22 protein-coding genes are annotated in these 24282 nt (G+C 69.4%); 13 read left to right on the forward strand and 9 right to left on the reverse strand.

From position 1 onward, the window contains the following. Positions 1–2: 2 nt before the first annotated feature. Together H7F38_RS11055 and H7F38_RS11060 are read right to left on the reverse strand one after the other, a co-directional pair. Positions 3–488 carry a hypothetical protein gene (locus tag H7F38_RS11055; protein ID WP_187094096.1) on the reverse strand — a complete coding sequence of 162 codons (486 nt, stop codon included), beginning with the start codon at positions 486–488 and terminating at the stop codon, positions 3–5. Between the two features lie 134 nt (positions 489–622). Further along, positions 623–1435 carry a hypothetical protein gene (locus H7F38_RS11060; protein ID WP_187094097.1) on the reverse strand — a complete coding sequence of 271 codons (813 nt, stop codon included), beginning with the start codon at positions 1433–1435 and terminating at the stop codon, positions 623–625. Positions 1436–1586: 151 nt separating this feature from the next. On the opposite strand from H7F38_RS11060, the gene H7F38_RS11065 reads away from it, so the two are divergent. After that, positions 1587–2564 carry a bifunctional 2-polyprenyl-6-hydroxyphenol methylase/3-demethylubiquinol 3-O-methyltransferase UbiG gene (locus H7F38_RS11065; RefSeq protein WP_187094098.1) on the forward strand — a complete coding sequence of 326 codons (978 nt, stop codon included), beginning with the start codon at positions 1587–1589 and terminating at the stop codon, positions 2562–2564. Continuing rightward, positions 2561–3967 (forward strand): NAD(P)H-quinone dehydrogenase, encoded by a 1407-nt coding sequence (locus tag H7F38_RS11070; RefSeq protein WP_187094099.1) that lies wholly within the window; start codon positions 2561–2563, stop codon positions 3965–3967. Before H7F38_RS11065 ends, H7F38_RS11070 begins: the two co-directional genes overlap by 4 nt. Positions 3968–4078: 111 nt before the next feature. Here H7F38_RS11070 and H7F38_RS11075 read toward each other — a convergent pair whose 3' ends face one another. The 4 genes from H7F38_RS11075 to H7F38_RS11090 all read right to left on the reverse strand — a co-directional run bounded on the left by H7F38_RS11075 (position 4079) and on the right by H7F38_RS11090 (position 9906). Then, entirely contained in the window at positions 4079–5245 is a 1167-nt protein-coding gene (locus H7F38_RS11075) for a peptidase S8 (RefSeq protein ID WP_187094100.1), read from the reverse strand. A 318-nt stretch (positions 5246–5563) separates the two neighbouring features. Next, positions 5564–7081, reverse strand: coding sequence for a glycerol kinase GlpK (gene glpK, locus H7F38_RS11080; protein WP_187094101.1), 1518 nt, complete (start codon positions 7079–7081; stop codon positions 5564–5566). 62 nt (positions 7082–7143) lie between these two features. Then, positions 7144–7839 carry an MIP/aquaporin family protein gene (locus H7F38_RS11085; RefSeq protein ID WP_370531361.1) on the reverse strand — a complete coding sequence of 232 codons (696 nt, stop codon included), beginning with the start codon at positions 7837–7839 and terminating at the stop codon, positions 7144–7146. A 282-nt stretch (positions 7840–8121) separates the two neighbouring features. Then, positions 8122–9906, reverse strand: a complete 1785-nt coding sequence (locus tag H7F38_RS11090; protein ID WP_187094102.1) for a glycerol-3-phosphate dehydrogenase/oxidase — start codon at positions 9904–9906, stop codon at positions 8122–8124. A gap of 406 nt (positions 9907–10312) precedes the next feature. Here H7F38_RS11090 and H7F38_RS11095 point away from each other — a divergent pair, with 406 nt between their 5' ends. The 7 genes from H7F38_RS11095 to H7F38_RS11125 all read left to right on the forward strand — a co-directional run bounded on the left by H7F38_RS11095 (position 10313) and on the right by H7F38_RS11125 (position 17031). Continuing rightward, a complete protein-coding gene (locus H7F38_RS11095) occupies positions 10313–11083 on the forward strand; it encodes an IclR family transcriptional regulator (RefSeq protein WP_187094103.1) in 771 nt (256 codons plus the stop codon). Further along, on the forward strand, positions 11080–12666 hold the full coding sequence (gene glpK / locus H7F38_RS11100; protein ID WP_187094104.1) for a glycerol kinase GlpK: 1587 nt from the start codon (positions 11080–11082) through the stop codon (positions 12664–12666). The genes H7F38_RS11095 and glpK (H7F38_RS11100) overlap by 4 nt, the downstream gene beginning before the upstream one ends. An 83-nt stretch (positions 12667–12749) precedes the next feature. After that, a complete protein-coding gene (locus H7F38_RS11105) occupies positions 12750–13448 on the forward strand; it encodes a DUF4129 domain-containing protein (RefSeq protein ID WP_187094105.1) in 699 nt (232 codons plus the stop codon). Next, the gene (locus tag H7F38_RS11110; protein WP_187094106.1) at positions 13445–14077 is read left to right on the forward strand and encodes a hypothetical protein; all 633 of its coding nucleotides are present in this window, start codon (positions 13445–13447) and stop codon (positions 14075–14077) included. The genes H7F38_RS11105 and H7F38_RS11110 overlap by 4 nt, the downstream gene beginning before the upstream one ends. Continuing rightward, positions 14074–15144, forward strand: a complete 1071-nt coding sequence (locus H7F38_RS11115; protein WP_187094107.1) for a MoxR family ATPase — start codon at positions 14074–14076, stop codon at positions 15142–15144. Before H7F38_RS11110 ends, H7F38_RS11115 begins: the two co-directional genes overlap by 4 nt. Positions 15145–15151: 7 nt before the next feature. Continuing rightward, positions 15152–16555 (forward strand): DUF58 domain-containing protein, encoded by a 1404-nt coding sequence (locus tag H7F38_RS11120; RefSeq protein ID WP_187094108.1) that lies wholly within the window; start codon positions 15152–15154, stop codon positions 16553–16555. Further along, positions 16552–17031 carry a hypothetical protein gene (locus H7F38_RS11125; RefSeq protein ID WP_187094109.1) on the forward strand — a complete coding sequence of 160 codons (480 nt, stop codon included), beginning with the start codon at positions 16552–16554 and terminating at the stop codon, positions 17029–17031. The genes H7F38_RS11120 and H7F38_RS11125 overlap by 4 nt, the downstream gene beginning before the upstream one ends. A gap of 98 nt (positions 17032–17129) precedes the next feature. On the opposite strand, the gene H7F38_RS11130 is transcribed toward H7F38_RS11125, so the two are convergent. From H7F38_RS11130 to H7F38_RS11140, 3 genes are all read right to left on the reverse strand, one after another. Then, on the reverse strand, positions 17130–17543 hold the full coding sequence (locus tag H7F38_RS11130; protein WP_222618593.1) for a DUF1707 domain-containing protein: 414 nt from the start codon (positions 17541–17543) through the stop codon (positions 17130–17132). 58 nt (positions 17544–17601) lie between these two features. After that, the gene (locus H7F38_RS11135) at positions 17602–19386 is read right to left on the reverse strand and encodes a DUF3488 domain-containing protein (protein WP_187094110.1); all 1785 of its coding nucleotides are present in this window, start codon (positions 19384–19386) and stop codon (positions 17602–17604) included. Between the two features lie 269 nt (positions 19387–19655). Beyond that, positions 19656–20294, reverse strand: coding sequence for a nucleoside triphosphate pyrophosphatase (locus H7F38_RS11140; protein WP_187094111.1), 639 nt, complete (start codon positions 20292–20294; stop codon positions 19656–19658). 95 nt (positions 20295–20389) lie between these two features. Between H7F38_RS11140 and H7F38_RS11145 the strand changes: the two genes are divergently transcribed. The 4 genes from H7F38_RS11145 (at position 20390) to H7F38_RS11160 (ending at position 24240) form a co-directional block, all read left to right on the forward strand. Further along, the gene (locus H7F38_RS11145; RefSeq protein WP_187094112.1) at positions 20390–21256 is read left to right on the forward strand and encodes a biotin--[acetyl-CoA-carboxylase] ligase; all 867 of its coding nucleotides are present in this window, start codon (positions 20390–20392) and stop codon (positions 21254–21256) included. A 10-nt stretch (positions 21257–21266) separates the two neighbouring features. Beyond that, positions 21267–22001, forward strand: a complete 735-nt coding sequence (locus H7F38_RS11150) for a YggS family pyridoxal phosphate-dependent enzyme (RefSeq protein WP_187094113.1) — start codon at positions 21267–21269, stop codon at positions 21999–22001. Positions 22002–22061: 60 nt separating this feature from the next. After that, positions 22062–22637: a PH domain-containing protein gene (locus H7F38_RS11155; protein ID WP_187094114.1), complete on the forward strand. Its 576-nt coding sequence runs from the start codon at positions 22062–22064 to the stop codon at positions 22635–22637. 73 nt (positions 22638–22710) lie between these two features. Beyond that, entirely contained in the window at positions 22711–24240 is a 1530-nt protein-coding gene (locus H7F38_RS11160; RefSeq protein WP_187094115.1) for an acyl-CoA carboxylase subunit beta, read from the forward strand. The last annotated feature ends 42 nt before the right edge of the window (positions 24241–24282 follow it).

The following is a 24282-nucleotide window of genomic DNA, read 5'->3' on the forward strand; positions in this document are numbered from 1 at the left end:
CGCTAGACCAGGCGTCGGTACCGTTCCCGCCGCTTGGTGCCGGCCGGGAGCAGACGTTCCACGCCCCGGCGATAGACGCTGAGCGTCCGGTAGAGGCGGGACCCCACGATCTCCCCGAGCTGCTCCTCCTGCTCCCTCAGCTGCTGCTCCAGCTCGCCGACCCGCTGCTGCAGTGGATCCACGTCGGCGGCCCTTCGCCGTAGATCCGACGTCTCCGCCAGGGCTGCGTCGGACTCCGCGACCCGCTGCTCGACCACCTCTTCGAGCGAGCGGACATCCGAGGGGTCCGCCCAACGATCGTGCAGAACCCCCAGGTAGTGGCGCATGTGGTTCAGCGAGGACAGTGCACTGGATTCGGCGATGCAGGCGGCGAGCAGCTCCTCCCGCGCGATCTTCAACTCGAGCTCGGCCCCGTCCAGTTCGTCCTGCAGGTCGCTGCTCTCCGGGACGGCCTCGCTCGTTTCCTCCACCGGATTGCCGTCGGGCATCGTCCCACCCCGCTTCCCGTGCCTCCGGACCGAGCCCGGGCGTCACCTGACGTTGAAAGACTGACACTAGGCCATCGCCGGCCGTCACATGGTGTGCGGCGCGGGGCGGGACGCAGTGCGGATCGGTGTCGGGGTCAGGCCTTCTCAGCGATCAGCACCAGGGGGGTGCCGTTCCCCAGGTAGCCGAAGGCGGAACTCCAGTGCACCAGCGCGTACGCATCGGCGAACCCCGCCACCCGGCAACGGTCCATCAGATCCCAGCCGAGCTGATGACGCCACGGACCGGTGGCCTGCTCGCCCTCGGCGAGACTGATCGTCGTCTGGGCCCAGGCGTGGAACGGGATGGACAGGACGAGACGTCCGCCTGGCGCGAGGGTTTCGACGACGTCACGCAGCGTCGCGTTCAGGTCGACGACGCTCGGCAGCAGGTCGATCGAGAAGATGCCGACCGTCGGCGGCCGGTCGCGGTCCTCCTCCGGCTGCGTGGCGACCCGCAGGCCAGGGTGCTGTCCGGCCACCCCCGAGGCCCAGGCTCCGAACGCTCCCGGGTTCCCGTCGATCCGGATCGTGCGGTCGATCCCCTGGACGGAGAGCGCCAGCGCCCGGAACTGCTCGGCCAGGAACCTCTGGCGGGCCGACATCGAGCACGTGGGACAGACCAGGCGCTCCCAGAAGTTCGGGGTGATCCCGTCGGAGGACTCGAGATCGACGTGGAGCAGACTGCCGTGGCCGCAGACCCGGCACCAGGCCGGCAGGACCCACGAGGAAAGGTCCCTGGCGCTGAGCGCCAGCTGCTTCTCGAACGCGATCTTCGGTGCCGATCGCCCGTGGAGCTGGGTGAACTCGGCCAGCGATCGCACCACCTCGACGAAATCGGCACCACCGGGGAGATCCAGGGGCCCGATCTCCGGACGGCTGTTCGCCGTCGGCAACGCAGTGCCAGTCATAGCACCGAGGGTAGGGCATCGCCGGGTCACCCGAGCAGGGATCCGCGCGTCGGTCCGGTCGGTCACAGCCGCTGCTACCGTGGCCTTTCCGCGGATGGATTCCGTGGGTGGGCGGCGGTGGCCGCGTGCTGGATCGAGAAGGGAGATCGATGTGAACAACCGCTACGCGGCCGAGATCGATCTGTCGAACGTCCACAACACCCACTCCATGCTCGTGTTGATGGTGGGCGAGGGCAAGCGCGTGCTGGAACTCGGTGCGTCCTCGGGCTACATGACCAGGGTCCTGCAGCAACGTGGCTGCCGGGTCACCGCCATCGAGTACGACCCGCAGGCCGGTGCCGAACTGGCGCTGGTCGCGGACGACACGATCATCGGCGACCTGAACGACCTCTCGCTGCTCGGCGGGATCTCCGGACGATACGACGTGGTGCTCGCCGGAGACGTCTTCGAGCATCTGATCCGGCCGCTGGACGTGCTGCGAGCCGCGGTCGAACTGCTGGAACCGGGCGGTGCTGTCGTGCTGTCGGTGCCCAACGTCGCTCATGCCGATCTCCGGCTGAGCCTGCTGCAGGGCCGTTTCGACTACCAGGAGACCGGCGTCCTGGACGAGACCCATCTGCGCTGGTTCACCCATCGGACCCTGGTCGACATGCTGACCGCCGCGGGTCTGGTGGTGGTCGAACTCCAGCGCAGCATCGTGCGGGTGTTCGAGAGCGAGATGTCGGTCCCCCGGGACTCCGTCGGCACCTCGGTGCTGTCGGCCGTGATGCGGGTGCCCGAATCCGAGACCTACCAGTTCGTGCTCACCGCGATGCGCGATGACGGGACGACCGAGATGCGCGACCGGGTGCTGGCCGCCGCGCCGCTGCCGGAGCCGGACTTCGCCGCCATCGCGGCGTCGGAGGGCAGGCTTTCGGGGCGGCGTCCGACGGATCAGACGATGGCAGGCGCGGTGGAGTTCGCCCAGCAGGAAGCCGTGGCGCTGCAACAGCAGTTGCATGCCGAGCAGGAGCGTGTGGCGGCGGCGGAAGCAGTGAGCCGGACGTCGGGGTCGGACGGGCAGAGCCTGGGGACCGGGCTCCGGAACATGGTCCTGCGTCGACGAGGCCGGAAAGAGGAGGGCCGATGACTCGGATCGTGATCATGGGCGGCGGCCCGGCGGGTTACGAGGCCGCACTGGTGGCAGCGCAGTACGGCGCGGAGGTCACGTTGGTCGAGACCGACGGCCCCGGCGGTGGTTGCGTGCTCTACGACTGCGTGCCCAGCAAGACGTTCATCGCCTCGGCCGGTGCGCGGACCTCCGTCCGGGACGCCGATGAACTGGGTGTCATCGTCCCGCCGCAGAAGGTCGAGGTGGACGTCGACGTGGTGCACGGCCGGGTCAAGTCCCTGGCGCTGGCGCAGTCGGCCGACATCGGCTCGAAGTTGCTGTCCGAAGGCGTGACGGTACTGGCCGGCCGCGCGGAACTGGCCGACTCGGCCCCTGGTCTGGCGGCCCACCGCGTCGAGGTGATCGGGAACGACGGCACGGCCGCGGCGCTCGAGGCGGACGTGGTGCTGATTGCGACCGGTGCCTCGCCGCGACTCCTGGAATCCGCTCTGCCGGACGGGGAACGGATCCTCACCTGGCGGCAGCTGTACTCGTTGCCGGCGTTCCCGGATCATCTGATCGTGATCGGCTCGGGGGTCACGGGTGCCGAGTTCGCGTCGGCCTACAACGAGATCGGGGTCAAGGTCACCCTGGTCTCCAGTCGCGACCGCGTGCTGCCCAGCGAGGACGCCGACGCGGCCGCGGTGATCGAGGAGGTCTTCACCGCCCACGGCGGGGTGCTCGCCCGGCGGGCCAGGGCCGAATCGGTGGTCAACGACGGCGAGCAGGTGATCGTCACCCTGACCGACGGGCGGCAGGTGCGCGGTTCGCACGCGCTGATGACGGTCGGGTCGGTGCCCAACACGTACGGGATCGGGCTGGACAAGGTCGGGATCGAACTTCCGGCCAGCGGCTTCATCCCGGTGGACCGGGTGTCGCGCACCTCGGTCGCGGGCATCTACGCCGCCGGCGACTGCACGGGTGTGCTGATGCTGGCCTCGGTGGCCGCGATGCAGGGCCGGATCGCGATGTGGCACGCCCTCGGCGAGGGAGTGCCTTCGCTGCGCCTGCGCACGGTGGCCGCCAACGTCTTCACCCACCCGGAGATCGCCACCGTCGGCATCTCGCAGGCCGAGGTCGACGCCGGCAAGGTGCCGGCCCGGACCCTGATGATGCCGCTGTCGACCAATCCGCGGGCGAAGATGACCGGGATGAAGAACGGCTTCATCAAACTGGTCATCCGGCCGGCGACCGGCATCGTCATCGGCGGCGTCGTGGTCGCGCCGTCGGCCTCGGAACTGATCCTGCCGATTGCGCTGGCTGTCCAGAACGGGCTCACCGCCAAGGATCTCGCCTACACGCTCAGCGTCTACCCGTCGTTGTCCGGTTCGATCACCGAGATCGGCCGCCGTCTCATGCACTACGACGGCGATCTCGGCTGAGCCCGGCGCCCCTTCGGCCTCGGGCGAGATCGACGCCCGCACACAGGGGCGGGACGCGACCCCTCGGTGCGTCCCGCCCCTGGTGCTGGGTCTACGTTGACGTCGGCCCGATCAGAAGGCAGCGGTGCCGATCGGCGTGCCCAGACCGGTGGGGCCGTCCCAGCCGGTCCCCGACGTGCACCAGATCGTCGTCGGGCAGGTGCCGTTGGAACCCGACTTCACGTCGTTGAGCGAACCGGTGTGGGCCCAGGTGTACGACGCCGGATAGCCGGAAGTGTTGCCCGACAGGGTGTACACCGAAGCGATGATCGGCGACGACGCGCTGGTGCCGCCGAACACCAACCAGCCCGAAGAGCCCTGGTAGGCCGTGGAGTCGTAGACCGCGACGCCGGTGTTGGGGTCGGCGACCGCCGAGACGTCGGCATTGGCCTTGCCCGAGCACTGGGTGGCCGAGGTCTGCCAGCTGGGCTTGGCGTTCAACGTCGAGCAGCCACTGCCGGCGCCGCTCCAGGCCGTTTCGGACCAGCCCCTGGCGGTGGAGGATTTCGTCAGACTCGTGCCGCCGACGGCGACCACCGTCGGGTAGGAGGCGGGTGACTCGATGCCGTAGCCGCCGTCGCCGGTGGACGCCGTGATCGCGATCCCCGGGTGGTCGTAGGCCGAACTCGCGGACGAGTCGGATCCGCCGTAGGAGTTGCTGATCGCCGAGACACCCTGGGTGGCTGCGTAGTTCACGCCTGCGGCGAGGTTGGCGAAGGACGCGGTCTTGGCCTCCACCAACAGGATCCTGCAGTCCGGGCAGGCCGCCGAGACCATGTCCAGGTCCAGGCTGATCTCCTGCGCCCAGCCTGCGTTGGTGCTGGGGACGGCCCCGCCGGTCTGCCCGACCTTGCGGAAGCAGCCGTTCGCGGTGGTGCAGGCCGACAACCCGTAGGTCCGGCGGTACACGCCGAGGTCCGCCTCGGCGGTCGGGTCGTTGTAGGCGTCCACGATGGCGACGGTCCGCCCGCCGCTGGAGGACGACGCGAGGGAGTAGGCGGATCGGATGTCGGCGGGTCCATAGCCGCTGGGAGTGGCGTTGGCCACCGGTTTTCCGTTGGCATCGACCTGGACGAGTGCCTCGCAGGCGGCGTTCCCGGCCGAGGCCTTCGCGCAGACCCGATCGGCGTGGTGATGGGCCCTGGCGGCCGGTGCTGATGCCGCGGAGGCAATCCCGAACGGACCGACCAACAGACCGGCGACGATGGCTGCGGCAACGACGAAGATGGTGCGTCTCATCTGTACTCCTGGCTCTTCGTGAGAACTCCGGACGCCGGTAGTTTGCACGAATAAGGATCAGATGTGAAGCACCTGTGGAAAGGAAATCCTGTTGCAGAAGAGTGATTTCTGGCCCTTTACGGTGGAACAACGCTGTTTCCGGCGCAGATTCCTCCGAATGTCGACAAACCTCTGGAATCGGACATCACCGCCGACGCAGGATTCCCACACCTCGCGTCGGGGTTCGGAACCACGAAGAGCGGGACGTACCGAAGTACGTCCCGCCCTTGTTCCGCCCTTGTTCCGCCGTGCGCAGGGGCCGGTGCGCTGGTGCGCCGGTCAGCCCTCGGCGTCGACCCAGTCGAAGGTCTTCGTGACGGCCTTCTTCCAGGAGGCGTAGGCCTTCGCCCGTGCGCCTTCCTCCATGTTGGGCTCCCAGCGCTTGTCCTCGGCCCAGTTCGTGCGGATGTCCTCCTCGGAGGCCCAGAAGCCGACTGCCAGGCCCGCGGCGTAGGCGGCTCCCAGTGCGGTGGTCTCGGCCACCACCGGCCGGATCACCGGGACCCCCAGGATGTCCGCCTGGAACTGCATCAACGTCTCGTTGACGACCATGCCGCCGTCGACCTTCAGCGCCGTCAGGTCGACACCGGAGTCGGCGTTCATCGCGTCGAGGACCTCCTTCGACTGGAACGCGGTGGCCTCCAGGACCGCACGGGCGATGTGACCCTTGTTGACGTAGCGGGTCAGACCGACGATCGCGCCGCGGGCGTCGGAGCGCCAGTACGGGGCGAACAGACCCGAGAAGGCGGGCACGAAGTAGCAGCCGCCGTTGTCGTCGACGGTCTTGGCGAGGTCCTCGATCTGCGGGGCCTCGGTGATCAGGCCGAGGTTGTCCCTGACCCACTGGACCAGTGATCCCGAGACGGCGATGGAGCCCTCGAGGGCGTAGATGGTCGGCTGGTCACCGATCTTGTAGCAGACGGTGGTCAGCAGGCCGTTCTTCGACGGGACCTTCTCGGTGCCGGTGTTGATCAGCATGAAATTGCCGGTGCCGTAGGTGTTCTTGGCTTCGCCGACCGACAGGCAGGCCTGTCCGAAGGTGGCGGCCTGCTGGTCGCCGAGAATCCCGGCGATCGGGACGCCGGCCAGCACGCCGCGCGGCCGGACCTCCCCGTAGACCTCGGAGGACGACCTGATCTCCGGCAGCATGGACAACGGGATCTTCATGTCCTCGGCGATGGTGGCGTCCCAGGTCAGCGTGTCGAGGTCCATCAGCAGGGTCCGCGAGGCGTTGGTGGGATCGGTGATGTGCAGCCCGCCGTCGATCCCGCCAGTCATGTTCCAGACGGTCCAGGTGTCCATGTTGCCGAAGACGAGATCGCCGGCTTCGGCCTTTTCCCTTGCGCCCTCGACGTTGTCGAGGATCCAGCGGACCTTGGGGCCCGAGAAGTAGGTGGCCAGCGGCAGACCCACCTTGTCCTTGTAGCGGTCGGCGCCGCCGCCCAGCGCGCCCAGCTGCTGGCAGATGGCGTCGGTCCTGGTGTCCTGCCAGACGATGGCGTTGTAGACCGGGACACCGGTGTGCCGGTCCCAGACCATGGCGGTCTCGCGTTGGTTGGTGATACCGATCGACACGATGTCGGCAGCCTGCAGGTCGGCCTTGGCCAGCGCGCCGGCCGTCACGGCCCGGATGTTGTCCCAGATCTCGATCGGGTTGTGCTCCACCCAACCGGCCTTCGGGAAGATCTGCTCGTGCTCCTTCTGGTCGACGGCCACGACCCGGCCCTCGTGGTTGAAGATCATGCACCTGGTGGAGGTGGTGCCCTGGTCGATCGCTGCTACGAACTGCTCGCTCATGTGCGGAAAGTCCTTTCTTCACTACGTCATTGGAATGAACATCGGGGTGATGCAGCTGCGGGTCAGCCGGCCTTGACCGCCTTGATCAGGTTGGTGGCGTCGGTGGCCTTGAACACCAGGGTCGCCAGCACGGCGCCGACGATGGGTGCGACGACCGGGATCCAGGCGTAGCTCCAGTCGGACGAGCCCTTCCCCTTGATCGGTAGGACTGCGTGCGCGATGCGGGGGCCGAGGTCACGGGCAGGATTGATGGCGTAGCCGGTCGGTCCGCCGAGCGAGGCACCGACTGCGATGACCACCAGCGCGACCGCCAGTGGACCGACCTGCGTCGGAGTGCCACCGGCGATCAGGATCCAGAAGATCAGCACGAAGGTGGCGATGATCTCGGTGAGGATGTTCCAGACCGGTGTCCGCATGGCCGGACCGGTCGAGAAGACGCCCAGTTTCTTGCCCGGATCCGGTTCGGCATCGAAATGTTCGCGGAAGGCGACCCAGCACAGCACCGCTCCCAGGAATGCGCCCAGCAGTTCGGCACCGAAGTAGGCGAATGCCTGTTCGGCCGAGATGTTGCCCATGATCCACTGCGACACCGTGACGGCCGGATTGAGATGCGCGCCGGTCGGGAATGCGACGTACACACCGACGTAGACCCCGAGACCCCAACCGAAGGTGATCAGCAGCCAACCGCCGTTCTCGCCCTTGCTGCCCTTCAGGATGGCGGTGGCCACGACGCCACAGCCGAGCAGGAGAAGCATCATCGTGCCCAGCGTCTCGTACAGGAATATGTGCCCCAAGCTGACAGTGCTCAACTGAAGTCCTCCATTGGACCGGGCCGGCTGCGATGCCGGCGGGGGAAATACGATTGGATCCGGCAATTTCTCGCACCACCCATCGCGGTATCGCCTCCGGGCGGGGCGATACCGTGGAACGGGGCGCGCTAGAAATCGGCCGCCGGTGGCGGCCCCCTGTCAGATTGCCGGTTCATGCACATCGCCGATTCATGCCCGTTACCGATTCATGCCCATTGCCGATTCATGCCGTCACAGTCCCTGCGCCGCTTTGCCCTGACCGACCGCGGAGCCTTCGGTGCCATGGCGCTCGCCGGGGGATTCGGCACCGACCCTGACCTCCGGAGCGCCCATCCGGGCGGCGTCCGCGGTCTGGTCGTCCGGCATCTGCTGGGATTCGATCTCGGCCTTCACCCTGGCCCGGTAGTGCTCGACCTCGTTCAGCACGGCGGCGGCGTCCCAGCCGAGCAGCGGGGCCACCAGGTCGGCGACCTCCTGGGCGGCCGCCGCCCCCCGGTCCCAGGTGTCCACCGAGATCCGCGTGCGGCGGGCCAGGATGTCGTCCAGGTGCAGGGCCCCCTCGTACGACACCGCATAGACGGCCTCGACCTTCAGGTACTTCGGGGCGCTCTCCAGCGGTTCGCCGAGCTCCGGACGGGTGCCGATCAGCGCCACCACCTCACGGATCAGGCTGCCGTAGCGACCCAGGAGATGCTTGACCCGTGGTTCGTCCAGACCGATCTCGGTGGCCAGCTTGTCCATGTTGTTGGCCAGCGCCTGGTAGCCGTCGGCGCCGATCAGCGGAACCTTGGCGGTGATGGACTTCCCGATGCTGCCGGGCAGCTGCTTGACCGCCTCGTCGACGGCGTCCGCGGCCATCACCCGGTAGGTCGTGTACTTGCCGCCGGCCACGATCACCAGACCGGGGACGGGGGAGACCACGGCGTGCTCGCGGGACAGCTTGCTGGTCTGGTCCTCCTCGCCGGCGAGCAACGGACGGAGGCCGGCGTAGACGCCGACGACGTCGTCACGGGTGAGGGGTTTCTCGAGCAGCCGGTTGGCCTGGCCCAGGATGTAGTCGATGTCGCTGCGGCTGGCAGCCGGGTGGGCCAGATCCAGATCCCATGGGGTGTCGGTGGTTCCGATCACCCAGAAGTCGTCGCTCCAGGGACACGGGATGATGAACAGCAGGCTCTTCTCGGTCTCGGTGATCAGCCCGGTGTCCGAGTCGATCCGGTCTCTCGGGACGATCACGTGGACGCCCTTGGAAGCGGTCACCTTGAACTGGCCCTTGCCGCCGACCATCTGCTGGATGTCGTCGGTCCACACCCCTGCCGCGTTGACCGTCGTCTTCGCCCTGACCTCGATGTCCTTGCCGGTCTCCAGATCCTTGACCACCGCGCCGATCACCCGCTGGCCGTCGCGCAGGAACGAGGTGACCCGCGCGCTGGTGACCACCAGCGCGTCGTAGGACGCCGCCGTCCGCGAGATCATCATGGTGTGACGGGCGTCGTCGAGCTGGCCCTCGTAGAACATGATGCCGCCCTTGATGCCGCCGATCTTGCCGCCGCGGAACGACTCCATCGTCCTGCGCTTCGACAGGTGCCTGAGGTGGCTGGGGACCCCCCGGCCGGCCCCCAGCACGTCGTAGACGCCGACGCCGGTACCGACGTAGGCGCGATCCCAGGCGAACCGCTCCAGCGGGTAGATGAACTTCACCGGGTGGGCCAGATGCGGACACAGGGTCTCGAGGATCAGCTTGCGTTCGCGCAGTGCCTCGAAGACCAACGAGAAGTTCAGCTGCTTGAGGTAGCGCAGGCCGCCGTGCACGAGCTTGGAAGATCGGCTCGAGGTGCCCGAGGCGAGATCACGGGCCTCCACCAGCGCCACCTTCAGCCCGCGGCTGGCTGCGTCCAGGGCGGCCCCGGCGCCGACGACGCCGCCGCCGATGACCAGTACGTCGAACTCGGTCTCGGTCATCTGGCGCAGCGCGTCCTGACGGTTGGCCGGGCTCATCGCGGTGGACAGGAAACTCATGTCATCACTCCTTGGTGCGTGTTGAAGCGTTCTTGTCGAGCGGATGGTTCAAGTGTGCGCAGGACCGGAGGCCGTGGCACGGACGGGCGATGCGGGTCCGACGATGATCGGCGCGCTCAGCCGCTGCCGGACCGGAGGGAACCGAACGGTGGGTGCGCCATGGGGCCGCGGAACGCCGGGGGTGCTGCCGGGCCGTCGGTCGCCTGGATCCGGGTCATCGATGATCCTCACTGATCAATCGGGATCGGACTCCTCGCGGACACCGCCGGAGCGGTGCGAGAAGTGCCTCGTTCGCAAGGTATCGGTGCCACCACGGCAAGATCAATCCCGAGCGTTCGGCATTGCCGAACGCTGTATGGTTCGGCCATGCCGAACGGTGTGAAACCGGACGCGTACCCTTTGGTTCGTGTCCGCAACCGTGCAGTCCGTCGAGCGGGCCGCGGCGATGCTGAGGCTGCTGGCCGACGAGGACGAACCCATCGGGCTGGCCCAGATCGCCTCCGCCCTCGGGCTCGCCAAGGGCACCGCCCACGGTCTGCTCCGCACCCTGCAGGACGTCGGTTTCATCGAACAGACCTTCCCCACCGGTCCTTATCGGGTGGCGCCAGAGGTCTTCCGGCTCGGCTGGGCCAGGCTGGATCTGAACGAGCTGAGGGCCAAGGCGCTGAACTGGACCGACGCCCTGGCGGCCCGCACCGGGGAGTCGGCCCGGGTGGCCGCCTTCGCCGACGGCCGGGCCGTGGTGGCACATCACGTGTTCCGCGCCGATGGCAGTGATCAGGTCATCCTGACCGGCACCGGTCTGCCGCTGCACGCCAATGCGCTCGGGAAGGTGCTGCTCGCCTTCGATCCCGGTGCCGCGCGCAGCATCATCGGCAAGGATCTCCCTGGTTACACTTTCCGCACGCTGACCGATCGCGTTGCGCTGCAACGGGATCTGGCCTCGATCCGGGATCTCGGTTGGGCTGCGTCGGTGGACGAGTCGGACGCCGGGGTATCGGGCATCGCGGCGCCGATCCGTGACGGCGGGGGATACGTGGTGGCCACCGTGGGCATCGAGGGTGCGAGCACGCGCATCTGCGACGAGCGTTCGAGGCCCCGCGCGACCCTGGTCTCGCAGGTGGTCAGGGCGGGCCGGTCGATCTCCCGCGAACTCGGGCACGGGCGGGAGTCATGAGCCAGAAGTTCGTGGCGGCACTGGATCAGGGCACCACCTCGAGCCGGTGCATGGTGTTCGATCATCAGGGCACCATGGTGTCGGTCGCCCAGCGCGAACACCGTCAGTACTACCCGCAGCCGGGGTGGGTCGAACACGACGCGGGCGAGATCTGGGCCATCGTCCGTCAGATCGTGCCGCTCGCGCTGGCCGACGCGGGCGTCGAGCCCACCCAGATCGTCGCCCTCGGCATCACCAACCAGCGGGAGACCACGGTGGTCTGGGACCGGACCACCGGGCGGCCCCTTGGCCGCGCGATCGTCTGGCAGGACACCAGGACCATCGACCTGCTGGCCGATATCGCCGTCGCCCAGGACGAGGCCGAGATCACCAGGCGGACCGGGCTTCCGCTCAACGGGTATTTCTCCGGGCCCAAGCTGCGCTGGCTGCTCGACCGCGATCCCGGCCTGCGGGAGAGGGCAGAGCGCGGCGAAGTGCTGTTCGGCACGATGGACTCCTGGATCACCTGGAATCTGACCGGCGGGGTGAACGGCGGCCTGCACGTCACCGATGTCACCAACGCCAGCCGGACCATGTTGATGAACCTGGAGACACTGGACTGGGATCCGGTGCTGCTGGCCGCACTCGGGGTCCCGCGCAGCATGCTGCCGGAGATCCGATCGACGGTCGGCGTGGTCGGCGCGACGACGGCGCCGGTGGCCGGGATTCCCATCGGGGCCATCATCGGCGACCAGCAGTCCTCCCTCTTCGGGCAGACGGCCTTCGACGCCGGCGAAGCCAAATGCACCTTCGGCACCGGAAGCTTCCTGCTGTTGAACACCGGTCCGAAGATCATCAGATCCGGTCACGGGCTGATCACCACGGTGGCGTACCGCATCGGTGACGAACCGGCCAGGTACGCGTTGGAGGGTTCGGTGGCGGTGGCCGGCGGGCTGGTCAAGTGGGTGCGCGACAGCCTCGGTCTGATCCGCAGCGCCGCGGAGATCGAGACGTTGGCCGCCACCGTCCCCGACAACGGCGGTTGCTATGTGGTGCCCGCCTTCTCGGGTCTGTTCGCCCCGCACTGGAACCCTTCGGCGCAGGGCCTGATGGTCGGTCTGACGGCGTTCGTCACCAAGGCGCACATCGCCAGGGCCGTGCTCGAGGCATCGGCCTGGCAGACCCGCGACGTGATGGAGGCGATGAATGCCGACGCCGGCCGGTCGGCGAAGTCGCTGGCCGTCGACGGTGGCATGACCACCGACAACCTGCTCATGCAACTGCTCGCCGATGCGCTCGACATCCCGGTGGTGCGACCGATGATGGCCGAGACGGTGGCGCTCGGGGCCGCGTATGCCGCCGGGCTGGCCGTGGGGTACTGGCCGGACCGCGAGGTGCTGCGGGCGAACTGGCAACGGGCCGCGGAATGGCGGCCACAGGCGAACCCGCAGCGCCGGACGGCCGAATACGCCAGCTGGACCCGGGCGGTGGCACTGGCCGATGTCTGGGGCCATCGGTCCGACAGGCCGGCCCGGCCGGCCCGGCCGGGGCCTGCTGCGCCGCAGCCCGACGGGCCGGAGTCCGTTGCGCCGGGAGGCTCCTAGCGCAATGGTGGACACTTCACCGGGGAATGCCGCCGCGTGAGGGCGGTGGCAGGCGATGATGGAGAAATGGGGGAGGCGTGGCGGTGAGGCGTCGATGGCCCGCACCCGCTCCGCTGGCCCGCGCCGGCCTGATCGTGGCCGCCGGCGTACTGCTGGCCGGCGCCGCCCTGTGGGCGGGGTCGCTCGGTCCCTGGATCGGCCGTCCGCACACCGCCTCCGCGCCGGCTGACCTGCCCTCGATCGCGCCTCCGACGTTCACCCCGCCGCCGGTCAGGAACGTCGACCCGGCGGCCGCAGCGCCGGGTGCCGGATCCTTCGATCCGACCGTGGTGCTCCTCGTCCTGGGCGGCATCCTGCTGGTCGCCGTGGTGCTCATCGCCGTGTCGATGGTCAGGAATCGAACGGCTCCCGCCGCCTCCCGCAAGCGCGCCGTCGAGCCGGCCGACGACGTCCGGCCGACGCCGGTGGCACCCGATCCGGCCAGGGCCTTCGATCCACGGGAGGCAGCCGACTACGTCATCGCCTGCTGGGATCAGCTCGAGCGACAGGCGGCCGCCCGCGGCACGGGGCGACGTCCCGAGCAGACGCCCACCGAATTCATCCAGGCCCTGAGGTCGTTCGGTCCGGTCGACGAACGTGCTGCCGCCGAACTGCTCTCGCTCTACCAGCGGGCCCGGTTCGACCACGTCCGACTGCTACCGGACACCGCGATCAGGGCCAGGGCCGGCGCCGACGCGTTGCTGGCCGCCCTCGGTGCCGGTGCCGTGCAGGGCTACCGGTGAGTTGGCAGGCGCCGACTCGGCCCGGTGATCCGACCCCGCCGCTCCCGGGCCATCCCGCGCCCGTCCAGACCTCCGTTCGGACCCAGCTCGTCATCGCCGCGGCGATCGGTGCGGTGTTCGGCGTCGGCGTCTTCGTCGCCGGGGCGCCGGTGCCACGGGTGGCCGGGTCCGGTCTGGTCGTCGCGGTCGGGTCCTTCGGACTGCTCCGGGCGATGGACCTGGTCAGGATCGAATGGCCGACGGTGCCCAACGGTCGAGCCGTCCGGCTGGCCGGCATCCCGCGCTGGCGGCTCAACGGCTTCGACGCTCTGACCGATTCGCGCCCCGGACTGAGCCACGACCTGCAGGCCCGCCTGCGGGTGCTGGCCACCGCCGTGCTGGCCCGTCACGAGCTGGGGCCGGGTTCGGCCGGCGCCATCGGACTGCTGGGCGCCGGCACCCACGAACTGCTCTTCCCGCCTCCCCGGGTGGGCTCGGAGCCGCCACCGCCGGATCCGACCGCCGCCCAGGTGACGGCGATGATCGACCGGCTGATCACGCTCGGGGACTCCCGCTCGCGGCCAGGTCCTCGGATCGCGAGCACGTCTTCAGCGTCGCAACAATTCGTGGAGAGGGAAGAAAACAGATGACCGCGCCACAGCCACCGACCACCGGGGTCCGGTTCGAGCACCACCTGGCCAAGGTCGAACCGAACGGGGATCCGGTCCCGGCGGCCGGCACCGGGGCGGTCGCCTCGCCGGCCGAGATCGCCCACACCGCCGGGCGTATCGCCGAGGCGGTGGGTACCGCGGTGGTCGGCAACGGCTATCCGCTCCGGTTGGCGCTGGCTGCCATCCTGGCCGGCGGTCACGTGCTCTTCGAGGACAACCCGGGGCTCGGCAAGACGCTGCTCGCGCGCAGCCTGGCCGGGGCGCTGGGCCTGGAGTTCCGCCGGTTGCAGTTCACTCCCGACCTGCTGCCCTCGGACATCACCGGGTCCTACCTCTACCACCCGGGAAGGGCGGAGTTCAATTTCCAGCCCGGCCCGGTGTTCGCCGGCCTGCTGCTGGCGGACGAGATCAACCGGACCCCACCCAAGACGCAGTCCGCCCTGCTCGAGGCCATGCAGGAGGGCCAGGTCAGCGTCGAGGGGAATACGCACCTGCTCCCGGTGCCGTTCCACGTCATCGCCACCGCCAATCAGATCGAGTACGAGGGGACCTACGCGCTGCCCGAGGCCCAACTCGATCGCTTCCTGATCCGTACCAGGCTCGGCTACCCGCCGGCGCAGGCCGAGATCGAGATGCTCCGCCGGCGGATCGCGCGGGCCAGGGGCGACCAACCGGTGCCCGCCGTGACCGACCCGGCGTCGCTCCGTCGCCTGCAGGCCGGGGTGGAGCAGGTCGAGGCCGATGCCGACATCATCGGCTACTGCGTCGATCTGGCCACGGCGAGCCGTCGGCACAGCTCCGTCGAGGCCGGCGTCTCGCCGCGCGGGACCCAGGCCCTGCTGCTGCTGTCCCGTGCCTGGGCCGTGCTCGACGGGCGGGGCTTCGTCCTCCCGGAGGACGTCAAGGCCGTGGCCGTCGCCGGGCTCGGTCACCGGCTCGTGCTGACCTTGCAGGCCAACGCAGAATCGGTGTCCGGGGAGGATGTGGTGCGCCACCTGCTGGCCACCGTGCCGACCCCGCCGACGATGCGCGGCGTCGGTCGTTGAAACGTCGATGACGACGCCCGGAAACCCCCGGGGCTGGCGGCCCACCGCCGCCCTGTACCGGGCCTTCTCGTTCGCCACCACGGCCATCGGCCTCGGCGTCGCGTTCGGGCGCGCGGACGTCGCGGTGCTGGGCATCCCGATCGCTCTGGGACTGGTGCTCGCCCTGTCCGCGGCGCAGCCGGATCGGGAGGTGCTGCCGGCGGCGGTGGCGAGCACGCAGGGCGTCGTGGTCGGCGACCGGCCGATGACGGTGGCCGTCGAGATCGTCGGACTCCAAGGGGTGCAACTGGTCTCGGTCAGCATCCCGGACGCCCTCGGGGACCCGGGGCGGGCCGGGCAGACCGTGCCCGGCGGGGCCGACGGCCTCGTCCTGGCCCGGACCAGAGCGGCGTCATGGGGCACGGTGGTGGTGGCCAGACCGGATCTGCTCGCCGCCGGCCCCGATGCCCTGTTCTGCGCCGGCCCGCTGAGCGGTGACGAGCTCGACGTGATGGTGCCGCCTGGGGTCGAGGCAGTCGGCGGGTTCGAGCTCCCCCCCATACTGGGTGGTTGGGCCGGCGAGCACCGCAGCCGGCGGGCCGGCCAGGGCGGGGACCTGATCGATCTGCGCGAGTTCGTTCCGGGGGATCGGTTGCGCAGCATCCACTGGCGCGCCTATGCGCGTCATCAGAAGCTGTTCGTCCGGCGGACGCAGAGCGACGCCGACACCGAATTCGTCCTGTGCCTTGACACCCGCCACGAGATCCTCCCGCAGATCAGGGATCCGCGGAGTGACTGGCACCGTTTGCGTGTCGCCGCGGCCGAGAACCTGCAGCGTCTCCGCCGCTTTCTCCTCGGGCTGGTCCGGGTGGAGCAGCCGACCGACGGACGCGACCCTACCGCCGTGCGGTCCAGCATCGACCTGATGGTGGCGGCGGCCACCGCCGTGACGGCCACCCAGCTGCACGCCGGGGACCGGGTCGGGATCCTGGATCTGTCCGCGGTCCGCCGACACGTGCGGATGGGCAGCGGATCCCGTCATCTGCAGCGGGTGCGCTACCAGCTCGCCCAGGTCCGGTCCTCGAGGTCCAGATGGATGCCGACGCCGGAACTGTGGGGACTTCCGCCCTCGGCGGTGGTGGTCCTGTTCTCGTCCCTGATCGACGACGTGTCGATGCAGGCGGCCCTGGATGCCGCCGGCCGGGGTCATCAGGTGGTGGTGGTCGACGTGCTGCCCACCCACGACCTTCTGCAGACGGCCCGGACCGACCGGTTCCCGCAGGCGGTCAAGGAGGTCCAGTTGCTGTTGGCCGAGCGCCGGGTCCGGCTGGACCGCCTGCGCGGCGACGGGATTCCGGTCCTGACGTGGGACCGGGGGCAGATTGCCACCGACCTGACCGCGGCCATGAAACTCCGAAGGCATCGTCGATGACCGCGCCCCCGGCCGGTGAGCGAGCACCCGGCGACGACCGGCCGCCGGAGAGCGGATCGCTGCTGCCCGGCGGCGGCGGATGGCTGCGGATCGCGCTGGCCATCGCCTGCGCGCTGACCATGACCACGCTGTTCGTACCCGACCGGGTGGGCGGTACGAACGTGCTGCAGTGGGCGCTCATGGTGGGCCTGACGTTCTGGGTGGTGATGCGGCCGGGCTCGGGCGGCCCGGCGGTGCTGCTGTTCGGCGCGCTGGTGCTGCGGATCGTGGTGGGGAAACCGGAACTCGACGGCCGGCTGATCTCCCTGGTCGTGCTGCTACCCCTGGTGCACCAGTTGTCCGCCCTGGCCGCGGTGGTCCCGCTCGACTCGGCCGTGCGGTGGCGGGCGTTGACGCCCACCCTGCTGAGGTATCTCGGTGCTGTCCTGGTGACCGTCATCGGCCTGCTGATCAGCCATTGGCTCGGCTGGTGGTGACAGCGCCACCACCAGCGGCAGCCGCGGTCAGCCGCGAGCCCGTGGACGCTTCCAGCCGTCCCCCCAGACACTTCCGGCGACGGACGAGATCAGCGGGATCAGCAGGAACCACCACCACTGACTGGTGACCAGGAACAGCACCAGGGCAATGATCGCCGAACTGGCGGCCGCGGCGGCCACCAGCTTCTGCGCCCGGCTGCGGTCGTCGACCACGGCGGGGTGGCGCCGGCCCGGGTCTGTGCGGCCATCGGCCCGTCGGCCTTCGCGATCGACACGGACTGCGTTCCCGGCAGCACCGGATGCGGAGCCGGCAGGTCGGCGAACAGCGCCTGGAGTTCACCCGCGGTGCGGGCGGCGCCGGCCACCGCACTCCTGCTGCCGTACTCGTCGAGGTCGAGGCGGCCGCTGGCCATGTGGTCACCCAGAGCGGTGACCGCCGAGTTGCGTTCGGCATCCCCCACCCGGACGTCGGTGGGAACCCCGCCCGGTGCCGCGGATTCGTCGTTGGTCATGAGCAGACGTTAGTCCGGTGGCCAACCCGTCTCCGCGCGTCGGCCGGGACCCGGTGCGTCACCCGCCGGTCGGACAGACGGGTCCGATGGACGGGTCCTGTCCGCACCGCTGGGTGAGGGACCAGATCTGCGCGCCGCCCGCCGCCCGGTCGGCGGGGCGCCCGAGCATCTTCCGGGCAAAGTCGCGTTGTTGATCGTCGCCGAGGTAGTGCGGGACCGCGATGAAGAACGTGGCGCCGGAGTCCGCGAGTTCGATCCGTCCGGCCCGCATCAATTGCTGCAGCTCCGTCGGGGAAAGTGCGGCCCGGCCCGCCCAGCTGGCCCCGAACAGCCGCAGCAGGGTGCTTTGTCTCGGCCTGAAGCTCGGGATCCCGGTGCCCTGGTTGTTCAGGTCGTAGCCGCCGAGTTGTTTGAACCACATGCCCGCTCTCACCTGCCAGAACTCGGCATACATGTTGCTCGGGTTGGCCATCGGCGCGACCATCGCGATCGAGTGCTCCGGGATGATCTGCCTCATCACCTGACTCGTGAAGAAGGCCGGTGTGCCGATGAGCGGGCCGACCGGCCGCGCGTTGCCGGGCAGCCACGACCCCAGGGTGACCAGGACGAGGGCCCCGCCGACGATGCTCACCCATCGATGTCGCGGCCACGCCCGGAGCAGTTCCTGCACTCCGAGTGCAACGAGGAAGGCCGCGGCGAGGGCGAAGACGCTGGACAGTCTCATCGGCACGATGCTGGCGGTGAGCTCGACGCGGCGCTGGAGACGTGCCAGGACGGAGACCGACACCCCGAACACGTGCAGGTCCAGTTCGGAGACGACGGCGAAGCCGGCCATCAGGACCGCGACCCAGACCGCCAACCGGCGGCGCAGCACGACGACGGTGATGAGGAGGACGGCCAACATCGGCCACCCGATGAACGTGCCGTTCTCCACCGGATCGGGCGAGGGCGAGGACCCGTGGAAGAACAGCGCCACGGTCGGCGTGAACAGGTATCCCACCTGGGCGACATGTTTCGTCCAGTCCTGGACCGCAACATCGATCCGGTAGGTCTTCGAGAACTGCTCCGAGAGGGGATAGGCCAGCAGTACCGCGGCGGTACCGACGGCGACCAGTCCGGCGACCAGCACCCTGGTGACCCGTTGTCGGGTGACGTCCCACCTGCCCGCCGCGAGCAGGATGACGGCCGGCACCAGGCTGATGGCCAGCATCAGCAGGATCTCGGAACTGATGAAGTACTGCACCGCCACGGCGAGCCCGAGCAGCGGAGCGGTCGGCCAGAGCGGACGCTCGGAGCGGACGATCAGATCTTCAAGGCACATCACGATCAGCGGTACGAGAGCCAGGAACGTCAGGTGGGCATGCCCGGCGAGTTGGCCGATCTCGAACGGTGAGAAGCCGTAGACGAGTCCGCCGATCGCGGCCGGCACGGTGTCCACGTGCCGGCGGAGCCACTTGGACGCGGTCCACGCGGCCAGCACCGGGCTGAGCAGCAGCACCACGTTGAAGGAGGTGGCCGCACCGAACAGCAAGGTGACCGGGATCAACGGGATGCCGAGCGCCAGGATGGAGGTGTTCCACACCGCGGACACCCCGAACGGCGCTTGCAGGTAGTCGTTGCGCAGTGGGTTCAGACCGTTGGTGACGGCGTGGGCGGCCCACTGCAGCCAGGAGATGAACAGGCCGGCGTCGCCGCTGCCGGCACCGAGCGACGCTGAATCGAACTGCCAGACCAGGGTCCGCCAGAACAGTGCGGCCAACAGCAGGTAGAGGACGAGCAGGATCGCCCCGATCCGCCAGGACCAGACGCGGCGGCGGGCTCCGGCCAGCGGTCCGGGCGCCACCTGGTGCTCGAGGACGACCTCATCTGCGCCGTCGACCTCGGTGCCGTCGACCTCGGCCCCGTCGACCTCGGTGGTGTCGATCTTCGTCTCCTGTGCTGGTCGGATCCGGGCCGTGCCGGGGGCCCGGTGTCGGGAACGGCCCGGTGTCGGGAACGGTCCGGTGACCCCCGCGATCCGATCGTCGGAACGGCCCCGACCATGGCGCCCGGCGACCGACCTGTCAAGCAGGATGCCCGGGATGTCGTGAGGAGAGCGTTCGGTGCGAGGTGTCAGTGGCGACGCCAGAGGTCGGTGACCGGGATCCCCACGTCGGCGAGCAGCCTGCGGGTGAGCGGAAGCGAGATCCCGATGACGGACGAGTGATCGCCGTCGATGCCCTCGACGAACCATCCCCCGTAGCCGTCGATGGTCAGGCCGCCGGCCACCTGCAGGGGCTCACCGGTGGCCAGGTAGGCGGTGATCTCGTCGGGCGTGGGCGTCCCGAAGCGGATCCCGGTCCGCTCGTGCCCGGACGCACGGGCGGTGATCCGGCCGTCCGTCAGGACCAGGACCGCATGTCCGGTCAGCAGATCACCGGTGCGGCCGGACATCTCGGCCCACTCCCGGCGGGCCTGCGCGTCGTCGGCCGGCTTGCCGCGCAGCCTGCCGTCGAGCAGCAGCATGGAATCGCAGCCGATCACCACGGCGTCGCGATGCTGGGCGGTCACCGCAGCCACCACGGCTTGCGCCTTCGCCGCGGCGAGGGCTGTCACCGTACCGGCCGGCCCGAGGTGGCTGCTCGCCGCCTCGATGGCGGGTTCGTCGACACCGGACACGAAGACGACGGGATCGATCCCGGCGGCCCTCAGCACCGCCAGCCGTGCGGGAGACGCGGAGGCCAGGACGGTGGTCGAGCGCGCTCTGTTCACCTGACGATGCTGCCACGCCCACCTGACGTGCTGCCACGCCTACTCGACGGCCGCCGCCGACGCCCGCCTCGTCCGCACCGCCTACCATCCTGGGGATGACCACCAGCGACCGCGCCGGAGTCCCGGCCCCCGACCGCCGGCCGATGGCGCCGGGGTCGGTCGCGGCGGCGCTGCAGGATCGGGCCCCCTGGGAGATCCGTCATGTGCTGTCCACCGGATCAACGAACGACGATCTCGCGCGGGGCGGCGGCCCGGGTGGAGCAGGCGCATCGGTGGTGCTGGTGACGGAGGAGCAGACCGCGGGAAAGGGGCGGTCGGGTCGGCACTGGGCGTGTCCACCGGGTGCCGGGTTGATGTTCTCGGTCAGGTTGGCGCTCTCGGGGAACTCCGGCATCTCGGAGATCCCGATCGCCCGTCGAGGCTGGATCGGGGCGGCCCTCGGGCTGGCCGTCTGTCACGGGTTCGCCGACGTCGCCGGTGTCCACGCCAGGTTGAAGTGGCCCAACGACGTCCTGGTGGACGGTCACAAGTGCGGTGGGATCCTGGCCGAGATGACCGGGGACGCAGTGATCGTCGGTGCGGGGCTGAATGTCTCGCTGCTGGCCGCGGAACTACCGCGCGCCGACGCGACGTCACTGCTGCTCGCCGGTGCCGGATCCGTCGACCGCAACGTCCTGCTGGCCCGCATCCTGGACGGGTTCTCCCGTCTGCTGTCGGCGTGGCGGCAGGCCGGCGGTGACGTCGACGTGTCGGGCCTGCGCCCGAGGTACCTCGACACCTGCGCGACGATCGGGTCCTCGGTGCGGGTCGAACTGCCCGGCCGGGCCGAGGTGGCCGGCATCGCCGTCGACGTCGACCCGGACGGCGCCGTCGTCGTCCAGGACGTGAACGGTGTGCGCAGCCGTCACACCGCAGGTGACGTCGTCCATCTGCGGCCCGCAGACGCCGGCGGTGTTCGTTAACCTCGACGACGTGGCAGACCAGGGCCGGACGACCCGACCCCCGACCGACGTGGACCGACTGCGGTCGGTGCAGGCGCAGGTGCGGGAGGCCGCGGTCGCGGCCGGCCGGGAGTCCGGCAGTGTGCGGCTGATGCTGGCGACCAAGACGATCGAACCGGACCGGATCCTCGCGCTGATCGCGGCCGGGCAACGCCTGATCGGGGAGAACCGGGTGCAGGAGGTGGTCGCGAAGGCCGCCGCCCTGGCCGGTTCCGGCCACGAGTGCCATCTGATCGGCCACCTGCAGGGCAACAAGATCAACCAGGTGCTCCCGTACGTCACCTGCGTGCAGAGTGTGGATTCCGCTGCGCTCGGGACCCGGCTGAACAGCCGGATAGCATCCCTGGAACGCACTCTGGACGTTCTCGTCCAGGTCAACGTGTCGGGCGAGAGCACGAAATCGGGCGTCGAGCCGGCCGCCGTCCCTGCACTGCTGGCCGAGCTGGCGCCGTTGTCCGCGTTGCGGGTGCGCGGCTACATGACGATCGGGCTCCGCTCGGCGGACCTGGGCGCCGTCCGGGCCGGCTACCGCACGCTCGCCGGACTCCGGGACCGGGCCCTGACCGTCGGGATGCCGGGCGCCGAGCACGCCGTCGAACTGTCGATGGGGATGAGCGGCGACTTCGCGGAGGCGATCGCGGAGGGGGCCACCATCGTGAGAGTGGGCTCTGCGGTCTTCGGCCCCAGGGCACTGGTGAACGGGTAGCGTCATCCCCGTTCGACCTGCCCGACGATCCTTAAGAAGTACGAACCTGGAGGGGCACCCATGGCCTACCCCGACAACCTGCTCTCGCGTGGTGAGAAGGTCGTGCTCCACAAGCATCCGCACTGGAAGGTGCTGATCCTGCCGGCGGTGCTGTTCGTCGTGTTCATCGGCGGCGGATCTGCGCTCGCCGCCGTGCTGCGCCACTGGCAGTACCACTCGATCGCCTGGATCGTCATCGGTGTGATCGCGCTGCTGGGCCTGATCTTCTTCACCGTGGTGCCGCTCATCCGTTGGCGCACCGAGCATTTCGTGATCACCAACTTCCACGTCTTCTTCCGCACCGGCATCCTGCACCGGCGGGAGCACCAGATTCCGCTCGGTCACATCCAGAACATGGAGACGTCGGTGTCCTTCTGGGGCCGGCTCCTGGGTTACGGCTCGCTGATCGTGGAGTCCGCCGCCGACCAGCCGCTGGAATTCGAGAACGTGGCGTCGTTGCCGAAGGTGCAGTCGACGTTGAACCAGCTGATCATGGACGACCGCAATCGCTACCAGATCGGCTCCGACGGCCTACCCGGACCAGGGCCCGGACCGGGCGTGCAGCCGGCACGGTATCCGCCGGCCCCGGGGGTGTGACCCGTCCACGAGCAATAGGTGTCGGCCGGCAGTGGGTGTCAACCGAACGGCGGATCACCTAACGTCACTGCCCATGGAACGAATGACGTCCGGACTTGCCGCGCTGCGTGACCAGATCGCCGCCGGCGGGGCCCAGCGCTACCACGACTCCAACACGGCCAGGGGCAAGTTGTTCGCCCGGGAGCGCGTCGACCACCTCGTCGACGCCGGGAGTTTCCGCGAGGACGGTCAACTCGCCAATGCGTTGGCCGAGGGACTCCCGGCCGACGGGATCGTCACCGGCAGCGCCACGGTGGCCGGTCGGCCCGTCTGCCTGATGGCCAACGACTCCACCGTCAAGGCCGGCTCCTGGGGGGCCCGGACCGTCGAGAAGATCATCAGGATCATCGAGAAGGCCTACAGCACCGGGGTTCCGATGATCTACCTGGTCGACTCGGCGGGCGCGCGCATCACCGATCAGGTCGACCTGTTCCCCGGTCGCAGGGGCGCCGGAAAGATCTTCCACACCCAGGTTCGCGCCTCGGGCTCCATTCCACAGGTGTGCGCCCTCTTCGGCCCGAGCGCCGCCGGCGGGGCCTACATCCCGGCGTTCTGCGACATCGTCGTCATGGTGGCCGGCAATGCCTCGATGTACCTGGGCAGCGACCGGATGGTCGAGATGGTCACCGGCGAGAAGACCACCCTGGAGGAGATGGGCGGTGCGAAGATGCACACCACCGTCTCCGGGGTGGGTCATCTGCTCGTCGACACCGAGGTGCAGGCCCTGGACGCGGTGGCCCGCTATCTGTCGTTCCTGCCCTCCAACCACACCCAGGAGCCACCGGCCGCGGAGCCGGTGGGCCCTGGTGCCGGCGACCTCCGCGCGCTGGTCCCGGAGTTCGAGCGGCAGGCGTTCGACATGCGCCGCTACGCCAGGGCGCTGCTGGATGCCGACTCGATCTTCGAGATCCATCCCGGCTGGGCCCGGGAACTCCTGGTCTGCTTCGGCCGCCTCGACGGCCGGGTGGTCGGCGTGGTGGGCAACAACTCGATGTTCAAGGGCGGCGTGCTGTTCGTCGACTCCGCCGACAAGGCAACCCATTTCATCCAGCTGTGCGATGCCTTCAACGTGCCGCTGATCTTCCTGGCCGACGTGCCGGGATTCATGGTCGGAGCGGCGGTCGAACGGCAGGGGATCATCCGTCACGGTGCGAAGATGATCACCGCGGTGTCCGAGGCGACCATCGCGAAGTTCTGCGTGGTGGTCCGCAAGGCCTACGGCGCCGGGTTGTACGCGATGGCCGGCCCCGGGTTCGATCCCGACGCCACCATCGCGTTGCCGACCGCGAAGATCGCGGTGATGGGCGCGGAGGCCGCCGTCAACGCGGTCTACGCGAACAAGATCGCCGCCATCTCCGACCCGGGGGAGCGTGCGCTCTACGTGGAGGGCCTGCGGGCGGAATACGAGAAGGACATCGACATCGTGCATCTGGCCGGCGAGATGGTCGTCGACGTGATGGTCGAACCGGAGGAACTCCGCGGCGAACTCATCGCCAGGCTGGCCGCCGCCCGGACCAAGGACCGCAGCTTCTCCCGTCGCCGTCACGGGGTGACACCCGTCTGAGGCCCGGCCGTCCGGTGGGCCGGCCCCGTCGTCCACCGCCTC

The sequence above is a fragment of the Nakamurella sp. PAMC28650 genome (genome assembly GCF_014303395.1).
Lineage (GTDB): Bacteria > Actinomycetota > Actinomycetes > Mycobacteriales > Nakamurellaceae > Nakamurella.